A 12495-nucleotide genomic window follows, 5' to 3' on the forward strand; every position below is an offset into this window, starting at 1 on the left:
TATCGTCCTTAGTTGCTGTTCGTTGTGGCGGAAAGGTCGGCCAGAGCGGCAGAGGCGGCAAGCCGGGCGTTGGCACGGGCAGACCAGTCGGCCATCACATCGCGCCCTGCCTCGGGCAGATCGTTCAACTGATCCAACGCGCCCTGAACATCGCCCGATTTCAACGCCGCCTCGGCCCGCGACAATACCGCATCCGGATCGTCGCCATCGCGGGCATCCAATGATCGCGCCCCGGTTTGCGACCGGACAAACGCACCGAAGCGATCCAACGCGCCACCCCCGCTGGTTTCGCGGATCGATACGCCAAGTGCCGCGCGCGCCGCAGGTGGGTAACTGTTTTGCAATTCGGCCAATGTGGCAACGCCGGTTTCGGCATTTTCAAGCAAGGCAGGCGGCACATCGACATTGCCTGCGGTTTCCAGTGCCGAGGTCGATTCGATAAACGGCTCACCACTGTCGATGGCCGCGTTGATCTGAATCAGCGCCGCGCGAACGGTGATCCGGCGGGTTTCGGATGCGGCCGATTCACGGGCCGCGTCGGCAGCGGATGTGGCGTCGGCGATGGCGCCACTTTGGGCGTCGATCTTTTGCTCAAGGGCGGCAAGCTGCGTCTGATATTGCTCTTGAATCGTCGCAAGCTCGGCTTCCACCTCTTGTTGGCGGGCGGCGAATTGCGCTTCGATGTCCTGACGGGCGGTGGCGATCTGGTCTTCCAGCGCGCTCAACGCCGCCTCATCGGTGCCGCCTGCCTGATCGGGCAACCCGGCCACCTGCGCCGACAGATTATCAAGCCAGGTTTCAACCTCGCTCAGCCGGTCGCCCAGCGCCGGATCGGCTCCACCCTCACCTGCGGGCAGATTGGCAATTTCTTCGCGAAGCGCGGCGATGTCATCGGGTGTGGGCGCCGCGGCGGCCGTTGCCGCAGCATCCGATGCCTGTGCGCTGGCCTGTTCCAATTGGGCGGCCTGATCGTTCAATCGTGCCTCAAGCGCGGCAACCGGATCTTCGCCGCCCTGGTTGAACACGTCATATTCCGAAGCGAAAAACCCGATTGCCCCGGCAAGAGCGCCACCAATCAGCAGGGTCAAAAACCCCGGCCCACGGGCGATTCGCGGCTGTTCAACCGGAACCGGGGCCAACATCGGCGTTGTGCCGGGGGCGGTGTTGTCTGCCTCGGGGGATGTATCGGGTGTGACCGAAGTGTCATCAGCGGCGCTGTGCAAACTGTCGGGGTCGGAATTTTCCTCTGGTGGCAGGATGGAATCGCCACCATCATCGGCACCAGTCAGGCTGTCGGCCCCGGGATCGGGCACATCCTGCGGCTTTTCAAGATCGACCGGCACATCGGTTTGCCCTGCGTTTTCGTCCGCCTCATCGTCGGGCGGCCCCATGATGATGGCATCTTCAGGGGGGGATTCAACGGGTTCGGTGTTTGCGCCGGTGGCATCATCGGATATGTCGGTTTTTGCCGCATCCGTATCCAGATCGGTGTTCTCCGTTGTCTTGTCTGCTGCCTTCGCAGATTGAGACCGGGTGGTTCTGGGTTTCTTCGATTTAGCCACGCGCACCGCACCTTTCGTTGATGGGCCAGACCGGCCGACCCTTCCTAACTAAGCCTAACTTAGCTTTTTGGTTCCCCATCAACAAGGCCAGAACCATGCGCGCCCTGATCGAATTGCGCCACAATCGCGGCCAGCATGGCTTTGCCCGTCGGGTCGGCAACCACGCACATCGTGCCGTTGCCGCGCCATGCATCGGCCGCGGCCTGACTGATGGCGATCAGCGACAAAGGCGCCGCCGTTTCCCCCACAGCCGCCGAAAGCAGGCGCGCCGAACGGGGCGAAAACAGCGGCAAAACAACAGGCCCCGGTGCGGCCAACAGGCGGCGCGCGGCACCGTTCAACGGCTGCGCGACCTGATCATACACCACCCATTCCACAGCCTCGCGGCCCATTTCCGCCAGCGCGCTGGTTAAATCGCCCGCACTATGGGTGCCGCGCAGATGCAGCAGGGGGCCGGTATCGTGCCGGGCCAACAGCGCCAATAAGTCGCGGAAATCGCCATTGGCCGACACACAGGTCATGCCCGCCTCTTGCGCCGCTTTTGCGGTGGTATCGCCCACGGCAAAGGCATGAAATCCGGCCAAATCGTGTTGGGCGGTGGCCTGCTCCACCCCGTTAACCGAGGTAAAGATCAATGTGGTGCCGGGCGCGGGACGGTTTGGCATCGGGCGCGGCACGATTTCCAAAATCGGAGACGTCACGATTGGCCCGGTCCATCCCGCCGCGCGGCAGGTTTCGGCAAACCCCAAGGATTGCGCCTGGGGGCGGGTCAACAATAACGTCGATTCGGCCATGCGCCGTGCTCCTGCTTGTTTGGGCCACCTGTGGGTGATAGCTGCGGGCGCACGATCTGACAACCGGAGCCGCCATGCCCCCCCTTACCCTACTTGGGATCGAAAGCAGTTGTGACGATACCGCCGCCGCCGTGGTGCGCCACGAAACGGGCACGGCTGACATCCTGTCATCGGTGGTGGCCGGGCAAACCGCACTGCATGCCGATTTTGGCGGCGTCGTGCCCGAAATCGCCGCGCGCGCCCATGCCGAAAAGCTGGATCATACCATCGAACAGGCGTTGGACATCGCCGGCATCACCCTGGCCGATTGCGACGCGGTGGCGGTGACCGCCGGGCCGGGGTTGGTGGGCGGTGTGCTGTCGGGGGTGATGTGCGCCAAGGGGCTGTGCGCGGGTGCGAACCTGCCTTTGATCGGGGTCAATCATCTGGCCGGTCACGCGCTGACGCCGCGCCTGACCGATGGCGTGGCGTTTCCCTATCTGATGCTGTTGGTGTCGGGCGGGCATTGCCAATTTCTGTTGGTCCATTCGGCCACCAGATTCACCCGTCTGGGTGGCACGATCGATGATGCCCCCGGCGAGGCCTTCGATAAAACCGCCAAATTGTTGGGCTTGGCACAACCGGGCGGCCCGGCGGTGCAACAGGCCGCAGAACTGGGAAACCCCGCACGCTTTGTCTTTCCACGCCCTTTGTTGGATCGGGCCGATATGGATATGTCGTTTTCCGGGTTGAAAACCGCCCTTCTGCGTGAACGGGACAAGGTGATGGTGGATGGCGCGCTGCACCGTCAGGACCGCGCCGATCTGTGCGCCGGGTTTCAGGCGGCGGTGCGCGATGTGCTGATCGCCAAATCGCGCCGGGCGATTGATGCCTATATGGCTCTGGCGCCCGAACAGCCGGTGTTTGCCGTGGCCGGGGGTGTGGCCGCCAACAGCGCCATTCGCGCCGGATTGCAAACCCTGTGCGCCGACATGGGGCTGCGGTTTCTCGCCCCGCCTTTGGCATTATGCACCGATAACGCCGCAATGATCGCCTGGGCCGGGATCGAGCGGTATCGCCTGGGCCTGTTTGATGACATGACCCTGGCCGCGCGCCCCCGCTGGCCTCTGGATACAACCGCCCGCCCCATGCTAGGCAGTGGGAAGAAAGGCGCGAAAGCCTGACACATTTTAGGAGAATCGCCCATGCGCGTGGCCTTGATTGCAAAAGACAAACCCGGTGCCTTGCAACTGCGCACCGATAACCGCCCCGATCACGTTGCCTATCTTAAATCATCCTCGGCCGTGGAACGGGCCGGCCCGTTATTGGATGATAACGGTGAAATGTGCGGATCGCTGATTATTCTGAACGTCGCCGACATGGCCGAGGCCGAAAGCTGGGCCGCCGCCGACCCATATGGCAAGGCGGGGCTGTTTCAATCGGTTGAGCTGATCGCCTGGAATCAGGTGATCGGCTGATGCGCTACTGGCTGTTCAAATCCGAACCTTCGGAATGGTCCTGGGATATGCAGGTGGCCAAGGGCGACGCGGGCGAAGAATGGGACGGCGTGCGCAATTACCAGGCCCGCAATTTCATGCGCGATATGGCGGTGGGCGATTTGGCGTTCTTTTACCATTCGCAAACGGAAAAGGCCGTGGTCGGCGTGGTTGAGGTGATCGCCGAGGCCCACCCCGACAGCACAGCCGACGATGACCGGTGGGACTGTGTGGATATCAAAGCCATCGCACCATTCCCCACCCCCGTCACGCTGGACATGTGCAAAGACGATCCGCGTCTTTCCGATATGGCACTGGTCAATAACCCCCGCCTGTCGGTGCAACCGGTCAGCGATGCAGAATGGGCGGTGGTGTGCGAATTGGGCGGATATACCGCCTAGTGCGCGAAATCGCGAAAGGCGGCGGGCCGAACCCGCCGCCCCAAAATCATTCGATCATCACGCCCAGTTTGGCCCCAATCGTGTCATTCCACGCGCTGACGCAGTCATCGCCACAGCGTTCTGCAAAGGCGGGCAGGATCGCGGATTTCACCGCTTCGGCGCGCAATGTCTTGTCGGCATCGCTCAGCGGCACCAATGTCATGCCGGCCGGTTCACCCTCGGGGCAGGGGCCCGATGTGTTACAGGCCAGACCGGTTTCGGTTTCGGTGGCGGCCAGTTCAAAGATCGAATCCTCCAGACCGCGCAAGCCGGTGGTCAGATACTCCTGAACCGACGCATCCAGACCATTCCACCAATCCAGATTGGCCAATTGCGCCGCCAGGCCAAAATTCACCGGCATGGGCGAGATGAAATTCGCCGACTCGTGCCACTTGGCCTTATACCCCGACAGCGCACCGGTAATCGCGCAATCCACCACGCCCGATGACAGCGCCGGCTGCACCTCGGCAAAGGCGATGGACAGGGGCGAGCCGCCCAAATGCGACACAAACGCCTGTTGCGACGCGCCCGATGCCCGCACCTTGCGCCCCTCAAGATCGGCCAATGCGCTGAACTCATCGCGGCAATAGATCACCTGCGCCTGATAGGTGCCAAAGCCCAGCAATTTGATGTTATGTTCAGATTCCAGGAACGCCGCATAGGACGGACGCCACGCCTCAACCACTTCGGCCAGTTGTTCAACGGATTCCAGAACGCCCACCAGATCGGTCGCCTCGTTGCGCGGCACCTCACCGGAATTATAGGCCAAAACCGTGGTGGCCATTTGCAACGTGCCATTGCTGACCAAACGGAAGATTTCGCCGCCCTTGAACCCCAGTTCGGTGAAGGGTTTGACATTGGCGGTGATTTTGCCATCGGTTTCGCTTGGCACCTGTTCGGTCCAGAACGGCAATTCCTTATCGGTATACATCGACAGGCTGCCGATGGAGCCGACCACATTGAATTCAGTCGCAGGCATATCCTGCGCCGCCACAGGCAGCGCGATAAGCGCGGCGATGGACGTTGTCATAAGATGTTTCATTACTCTTTCTCCCTGTTATTGATTTATTTTGGATTAACGATGGTTGGCAGCCAAAGCGCAAGCGATGGAAACGCGATCAGCAAAACGATCATCAGCAGCATCGCCACAAGAAACGGCGCCGCACCCTTGAACAGGTCGGTAAACGCACCGCCCCCCTTGCGCACCGCCTGCACCACATACAGGTTCATCCCCACCGGCGGGGTGATCAGCGCCGCCTCGATCAAAATCACAAACACGACGCCCCACCAAACCGGAGAATAGCCCAGTTCAACAATCACCGGCACGATGATTGGGGTGGTCGCAATCATCATCGAAAGGGTTTCCATGAAACACCCCAAAAGCAGATAAAACACAATGATCGCAAACAGCATCCCCAAGGGCGACCAACCCAAAGACAGCACCGCATCGGTAATCGCCTGAACCAATCCAATGCTCACCATCACAAAGTTCAGAAAAAACGCCGCAATCACGATCAGCATGATCATGCAGGTGGTTCTGACCGTGCCTTCAAACGCGGCCAACATCACCGGCAGGGTCAGTTTCCCGTTCAGCGCCACCAACCCCACCGTCGCGATCAGACCGAGCGCCGCCGCTTCGGTCGGGGTGGCAAGCCCGGCATAGATACTGCCCACAACGATGAAAAACAGCCCCAAAGGCGGGATCAAATGCGGCAGCCCCCTGATCCGATCAGGCCATAGAGATTTGGCCGGAATTTCCGTGCCGCCCCAGTGCGGGCGCATCAAAACCAGGATCAAAACGATGCCGGAAAACAAAGTGGCCAACATGAAACCGGGGATAAACCCGGCGGCATACAGATCGGCCACCGATGTATCGGTCAGCACCGCATAGATAATCATGTTGATGCTGGGCGGGATCAAAATGCCCAACGTGCCCCCCGCCGCAATCGACCCCAGGAACAAAGGCCGGTTGTACCCCCCCTGGTCCATATTCGGAATTGCCACGGTGCCAATGGTGGCCGCCGTTGCAATGCTTGACCCGGATGTGGCGGCAAAGACAGCGGATGAGGCGATGTTGGTATGCATCAGCCGCCCCGGCAGGCGGGCAAACCATGGGTTCAAAGCGTTGAACAGCCGCCCCGACACGCCCGACCGATGCATCAATTCGCCCATCATGATAAACATCGGCGCGGCAATCAGGATAAAATCCTCGGAACTGTTCCAGGCCAATTCCCCCGCCGCTCCGGTCATCGGAAAGAACGCATATTTTTCCGACAGGATATAACCGGTAATCGCCAGAACCGCCGCCACCGGCAGACTGAACAAGAGCATCACAAGAAGCAGAACAAAGGCGGTCAGGATCATGGCCTGTCCTTTGCCGCGTGAACCGCCTCGTCGATTTCGGCGTCAAGATCGGCACTGCCGATGGCCGCTTCAAACCCGGCGCGGTCGCCTCTGATCAGGCGCAACACCGCCTGAACCGGGGCCAGAACGGCCATACAGGCAAACCAGAACAGCCCAATCCACCATAGCCCTTGAGGGATCACAATCGGGATCTGCAAATGCGACATGGATCGCGCGCCCATGGCCCAGGATTGCGCCAACGTACCCCAGGCAAACCAGGCCAGCGCCGCCGCAACCACGGCCAACGCGACTGCCGCCGCCAAATCGCACATCGCGCGCAAGGGGAACGGCAGCTTGGCGACCAAAAAATCAACCCGAATATGCGCCTTGGTGGTGACGGTGAACGCCAGACCCAAACCGATACAGGCGGCCAGTCCATAGCCCGAAATCTCAAAACTCTCGACGGCCGAGCGATTGAAGAAAAACCGCGACGCCACGTCAATGGTGATCGGAACAGCACAACCAAACAAGATCACCGCGCCCGCCACCCAGGCCAGCCAGCGTGACATCCGTTGGGCAAGAGGCTCGGTCATACATCTCCCTCCGTGCGCTTTGGATATTCCGTAGCATAAAAAGTTTTCAATGCCTCCGGCGGGGATATTTTCAGCAAGAAAAAACCAAACCCCATTTCTGTTTCCATAAATATCCTGGGGTCCGGGGCAAAGCCCCGGGGGTTAGCGTACATAACCATCGCTCCGGTCCTGCTTTGCGACATCTGGGTCACGCTGGGTCGGATCACCGTGACCGCCGCCGCCGGGGGTTTGCATCCGCACGATATCGCCGGGGCGCAACGGATGGCCGATGGTTTTTGACAACAGTTGGGTCGTTTGCCCATCACGGGTGACAGACAGGCTGCCGCCCTGCCCGGGCTGACCGCCATTCAGGCCGTAAGGCAGCGACTCAAACGCATCAAAGGCGCTGTTTAACAATCCGTCTTCGGCCAAAAACTCCCATTCGCGCACAATGCCCAGGCCACCGCGGGTTTTGCCCGCACCCCCCGATCCGGGGGCCAGTCCGTATTGGGTGAACCGCAGGGGAAACAGCGCCTCGATCATTTCAACCGGCGTGTTCTGGCCGTTGTGAAATCCGGCGGCCAGCCCGTTTGGCCCGTCTTGATCCGGGTGCGCGCCCCAACCGCCCAGTTCGCTATCGAAATAGACCTGCCGCCGCCCGTCGGCATGACGGATGTTTACCGCGTGATTGAACGTGGTGCCGTAATAGGAGGCCGGAATGTCATCGGGCAACACTTGGGCAAAGGCGCGCAATACGGCGGTGGCGATTTTGTGGCCGGGCAACATCCGCATCGCCACCGGCGCGGGAAAGGCCGCGTTGACCAGACAGCCATCCGGCGCGGTAACGGTAATCGGGCGGTAACACCCCGCATTCACCGTGGCCGTTACCCCGCATGCGGCGATGACGGCGTAATATACGGCAGATGTGGTGGTGGCCATGGTGGCATTGATCGGCCCTTTGGCCTGATCCGAGGTGCCGCTGAAATCTAGTGCGATATCGCTGCCGCTGATGGTCAGCGCCACCGAGATACGCTTTTGCCCCGGTTCAATCCCGTCACCATCGACGAAATCTTCGGCGTGATAGGTGCCATCGGGCAGGGCCGACAGGGCGGCGCGCATTTCGTGTTCGGCATGATCAAGCAGCGCGCTGCCGATATCATTCAGCGCACCAACGCCATACCGGTCCGCCAGGCGCAGCATGGCGCGCGCGCCCACGTCAAGGGCCGCGATTTGTGACAGGAAATCACCGCGAAATGTTTCGGGTTCACGCACATTGTGCAGGATCGTGTTGAACAGATCGTCCTGCATCATCCCACCGCGCACGATCCGCACGGGCGGCAGGCGCAGCCCCTCTTGAAACACCTCAACCGCTTTGGCGTTATATCCTCCCGCCGCCCCGCCGCCCACATCCACATGGTGAATCAGAACACAGGTAATCGCGATGCGTTCGCCATTTTTGAACACCGGCTTGAACGCAATGAAATCAGGCAGGTGTTGCCCCCCGGAATAGGGATCATTCGTCACAATCACATCGCCATCGCGCCAATCGTCCAGCGGAATATGATGGGCGGCAATGTGATGCAGACACAGTTCCATCGAATTCAGGTGCACCGGCATCCGCGCCGCCTGTGCCACGTTGCGCCCCTGGCCATCGAACACGGCGGTGGAATAATCGAGCAATTCGCGCACCGTGGTACTGCGCGAGGTGCGCCACACCGTGACCGACATTTCCTCGGCCACCGACACAAGCGCGGCCGATACGATTTCAAGCAGAACGGGATCAGGGCGGCTCATACGCGTTTCCTTACAGTCATGTCGCCGCTAACAGTCATGGTTAATGTCCAGGCAGCGGGCAACAGCAGCGTGGTATATTCCTGTTCGATAATCGCCGGACCGGACAGGGTTTCCCCCACTGCCAGGGCCAATTGGCGATGCACCGGCGTGACGTGCCAGGCGCCATCCATATGCACCGGGCGATGGTTTTGGGCCGCTGTTTCGCTCGGCGCATAGGCGGCGGGCCGCGCCCCTTGCTCCAAAATGCCGATGGCGATCAGCCGCAGTGTGACGATTTCAACCGCCTCAGCCGGATCATCAAAGGAAAACCGTTGGCGGTGCTGATCCTCAAACCTTTCCCGCAGGGTGGTCAGGGTTACATCGGTAATCGCCCCGTCGGGCACCGCCACCATCAATTCAAACGCCTGCCCGCGATAGCGCAGATCGGCGGTGAGGTTGAGAACCCGTTTGTCATCGGGCAAATGATCGGCATCAAGCAGCGCGCCACCCTGGCTGCGCAAGCTATCGGCGATCGCGTTGATCGCGGGCAAACTACCCGGCGTCAGGGGCAAAATCTCGGTTCGCGACAGATCGTGTTGGATGTCGGAAGACAGGATGCCATGGGCGGAAAATGTCGATGGATCACGGGGGAAGATCACCTGGGTGATGCCCAGTTCATCGGCCACCTCACAGGCGTGCAAACCGCCGGCCCCCCCAAAGCTCATCAAGGCGAAATCGCGCGGATCCAAACCTTTGGCGAACAGAGAAAACTTGATCGAGGCGGCGAGTTTTGCGTTAACCACCGCCAATATACCCGCCGCCGCATGATCGGGAGTCAGGGACAGGGGCGTTTCGATCCTATCGCGCAGTGCCGCCCGCGCGCCGTCCAGATCCAGCGCGAACCGCCCGCCCAGAAACGTGGCCGCATCCAACCGGCCCAGGATCAGGTTCACGTCGGTCACCGTGGGTTCAACGCCGCCACGCCCGTAACACACCGGGCCGGGCACAGCGCCCGCACTGCGTGGCCCCACCTGCAACCGGCCTGATGGATCGACAAAGGCGATGCTGCCGCCCCCCGCGCCGATGGTGTGCATTTCAACCATCGGCACGCGCACCGGCAGACCGTCGATTTCGCCTTGGGTGACGATGGTGCGTTCGCCCCCGGCCACGACCGCCACATCATAACTGGTGCCGCCCATGTCCACACCCACCACATCGGGGGTATCAAGCATCTGCGCCAATTTTTGCGCTGCCAACACCCCGCCCGAGGGGCCAGAAAGCAACAGTTTGACCGGGGCCTGCACTGCCGCGTCTAACCCAATCGCACCGCCGTTGGATTGTATCAGGTAAACCGGCGCGGTGATCTCGGCCTCGATCAAACGGGCGCGCAGGGCGGTGACGTAGCGCGCGATGACCGGCACCAGCAGGGCGTTCAGAACCGTGGTGGCGGTGCGTTCAAATTCGCGGATTTCAGGCGAAACCTGATGGCTGCACGACACCGCCATATCGGGGCACCGGGCCAAAAGACGATCACGAATGGCGATTTCGTGGGCCGGATTTGCAAAAGCATTCAACAGGCAAATCGCCGTGGTCTGTGCGCCCGAGGTTGCCACCTGTTCAATCACCGCATCCAGCATGGGCAGATCGATATCACGCACCACTTCGCCTGCGGCCCCGATCCGGCCCGGTGCGCCAAACCGGTGGCGGCGCGGGATCAGCGGTGTGCGATCTGGCCCGCGCAGGGCGTAAATATCGCTCCGGGCATGGCGGCCGATTTCCAACACATCTTCAAACCCCGCGGTGGTGATCAACGCACCGGGGGGCAGATCGCGGGTTAGCACGGCGTTGGTGGCGATGGTGGTGCCATGCAGGATCAAACCGATATCGGCGGTGGTAAAGCCAAACCGCGCCCCGGCCAGGGCGATGGCATCGGTCAGACCGCGCGCGGGATCATCGGGCGTGGTGGGGGATTTGAGGCTGTGCGCCGCGCCTGTGCTGGCATCGCGAAATTCAAGATCCGTGAACGTGCCGCCAATGTCGACGGCAATGGTGATGCGGGGCTTTGCCATGATGGAACGGATGATCCTGTAAAGAGCAGTTTCATCGACAATTGCGCAAGACCGGCATCAAGACAAATCGAAAATTATTGGCCTATTCGATCAGATATTTTTATCGCCCCGCGCGGTGGACAGCGCCAGTTGCGCCGCGGTTTCCACCACATGGCTTTTCGGATCACTCAGATAAGACGCGGTAAATTGCAGCGGTGCGGGCACCCATCCGGGATCAAAGGCGCGCAGGGTGCCGCGCGCCACCAAGTCTTCGCCCAGCGCCACAGGCAGGGCGGCAATGCCCAACCCCGCCTCGACCAGGCGAAAACCGGCCGACAGGGACGACGATGAAAACATCTGTACCCCCGGCCCGACCCGTTCAAACAATGCGCGTTTCAATTCGCGGTGTGGGCGGGTGTTGCGCGCATAGGTGATGACCGGGCGTTGCGCCACCAGTGCGGTATCACCGCCCACAGGATGGCTGGCGGCGACATACCAGGCCAGATCGAACTCTGGCAGGGCAATATTGGTCACTGTTGCCTCGGACACGGGGCCAAGCAGGATCGCCAGATCGATCTCACGCTCTAACAATGCGGTGCGCAGGTTCAGCGATACATCAACGTCAATTTCGATTTCCACCTTGGGAGACCGGCGGTGCAGGCCGGCGATGAATTCGGGCAACCACGATTGCGCCACGGTTTCCGCCACCCCCAGACGCAGATGCCGTTCAATCGCGTCGGGGGCAATGATATTGGCGGTGACCTGTTCCGACAGATGTTCGAATTGTTCGGCATAGCGGATCAACATCTCGCCCCGCTTGGTCAGGGTCATGCCCCCGGCGCCCCGATGAAACAGCGCCACGGCCAACGTGTCTTCCAACGCCTTGATCCGGGCGCTGACGGCGGGTTGGGTCAGATTCAGGCTTTGCGCCGCACGTCGCACCCCGCCCGCGCGCACCACTTCAAGAAACGTGCGCATCTGTTCTATGTTGATACGGCTCATGGTGCGCCTTTGGTTTTAGGTGTTGGATGGCACTTCAGATCGGCATGTCGCGGCCTCACATACCCGCACCAGACCTTAACGCAAAACGCCGCCCGAAGGCGGCGTAGCGTTGCACGATATTTGCCAATCAGCCGTAAACCGATTCTTTGCCGAAATGTTTGGTCAGCATGTAATAGACAACCGCGCGGTATTTATTACGCTCGGACGCGCCGTAAATCTCGATCACTTTGTGGATCGCGTCCATCAATTCGGGGCCATCGGCCAGGCCCAGTTTCTTGATCAGGAAATTGTTCTTGACCGTCTCAAGTTCGCCGGGCTGCGTGGCCGCCACGGTCGAGGAATCAGCATTGTAAATCGCCGGACCACAGCCGATGGTCACTTTGGTCAGCAGATCCATATCCGGTGTCATGCCACATTTGTTTTTCAAATCATCCGCATAGCGTGCGATCAAATCATCTCTTTTACCCATGAGGCCCTCACCATTGT

12 protein-coding genes are annotated in these 12495 nt (G+C 60.8%); 3 read left to right on the forward strand and 9 right to left on the reverse strand.

Translation table 11 applies throughout. The annotated features are described in order from the left end of the window. Positions 1 to 8: 8 nt before the first annotated feature. Positions 9 to 1562, reverse strand: a complete 1554-nt coding sequence (locus C8265_RS09425; RefSeq protein WP_126623161.1) for a COG4223 family protein — start codon at positions 1560 to 1562, stop codon at positions 9 to 11. Between the two features lie 59 nt (positions 1563 to 1621). Then, positions 1622 to 2356 (reverse strand): uroporphyrinogen-III synthase, encoded by a 735-nt coding sequence (locus C8265_RS09430; protein WP_108483755.1) that lies wholly within the window; start codon positions 2354 to 2356, stop codon positions 1622 to 1624. A 74-nt stretch (positions 2357 to 2430) separates the two neighbouring features. On the opposite strand from C8265_RS09430, the gene tsaD reads away from it, so the two are divergent. Genes tsaD through C8265_RS09445 form a run of 3 tightly spaced genes read left to right on the forward strand, consistent with a single transcriptional unit; the run spans position 2431 to position 4232 of the window. Then, positions 2431 to 3519 carry a tRNA (adenosine(37)-N6)-threonylcarbamoyltransferase complex transferase subunit TsaD gene (gene tsaD, locus C8265_RS09435; protein WP_108483756.1) on the forward strand — a complete coding sequence of 363 codons (1089 nt, stop codon included), beginning with the start codon at positions 2431 to 2433 and terminating at the stop codon, positions 3517 to 3519. A gap of 21 nt (positions 3520 to 3540) precedes the next feature. Next, positions 3541 to 3813, forward strand: coding sequence for a YciI family protein (locus C8265_RS09440; protein WP_108483757.1), 273 nt, complete (start codon positions 3541 to 3543; stop codon positions 3811 to 3813). Further along, positions 3813 to 4232 (forward strand): EVE domain-containing protein, encoded by a 420-nt coding sequence (locus C8265_RS09445; RefSeq protein ID WP_108483758.1) that lies wholly within the window; start codon positions 3813 to 3815, stop codon positions 4230 to 4232. Before C8265_RS09440 ends, C8265_RS09445 begins: the two co-directional genes overlap by 1 nt. Positions 4233 to 4278: 46 nt before the next feature. Here C8265_RS09445 and C8265_RS09450 read toward each other — a convergent pair whose 3' ends face one another. The 7 genes from C8265_RS09450 to C8265_RS09480 all read right to left on the reverse strand — a co-directional run bounded on the left by C8265_RS09450 (position 4279) and on the right by C8265_RS09480 (position 12478). Further along, positions 4279 to 5313, reverse strand: a complete 1035-nt coding sequence (locus C8265_RS09450) for a TRAP transporter substrate-binding protein (protein WP_108483759.1) — start codon at positions 5311 to 5313, stop codon at positions 4279 to 4281. A 23-nt stretch (positions 5314 to 5336) separates the two neighbouring features. Continuing rightward, positions 5337 to 6635: a TRAP transporter large permease gene (locus C8265_RS09455; protein ID WP_108483760.1), complete on the reverse strand. Its 1299-nt coding sequence runs from the start codon at positions 6633 to 6635 to the stop codon at positions 5337 to 5339. After that, positions 6632 to 7207: a TRAP transporter small permease subunit gene (locus C8265_RS09460; RefSeq protein ID WP_108483761.1), complete on the reverse strand. Its 576-nt coding sequence runs from the start codon at positions 7205 to 7207 to the stop codon at positions 6632 to 6634. Before C8265_RS09460 ends, C8265_RS09455 begins: the two co-directional genes overlap by 4 nt. A gap of 141 nt (positions 7208 to 7348) precedes the next feature. Beyond that, positions 7349 to 8980 carry a hydantoinase B/oxoprolinase family protein gene (locus C8265_RS09465; RefSeq protein WP_108483762.1) on the reverse strand — a complete coding sequence of 544 codons (1632 nt, stop codon included), beginning with the start codon at positions 8978 to 8980 and terminating at the stop codon, positions 7349 to 7351. Beyond that, positions 8977 to 11028, reverse strand: coding sequence for a hydantoinase/oxoprolinase family protein (locus C8265_RS09470; RefSeq protein WP_108483763.1), 2052 nt, complete (start codon positions 11026 to 11028; stop codon positions 8977 to 8979). The genes C8265_RS09465 and C8265_RS09470 overlap by 4 nt, the downstream gene beginning before the upstream one ends. Positions 11029 to 11118: 90 nt before the next feature. Continuing rightward, a complete protein-coding gene (locus tag C8265_RS09475; RefSeq protein WP_108483764.1) occupies positions 11119 to 12009 on the reverse strand; it encodes a LysR family transcriptional regulator in 891 nt (296 codons plus the stop codon). Positions 12010 to 12136: 127 nt separating this feature from the next. Then, positions 12137 to 12478 carry a DUF2853 family protein gene (locus C8265_RS09480; protein WP_108483906.1) on the reverse strand — a complete coding sequence of 114 codons (342 nt, stop codon included), beginning with the start codon at positions 12476 to 12478 and terminating at the stop codon, positions 12137 to 12139. Positions 12479 to 12495: the final 17 nt, after the last annotated feature.

The organism is Oceaniglobus ichthyenteri, from assembly GCF_003057885.1.
GTDB classification, from domain to species: domain Bacteria; phylum Pseudomonadota; class Alphaproteobacteria; order Rhodobacterales; family Rhodobacteraceae; genus Oceaniglobus; species Oceaniglobus ichthyenteri.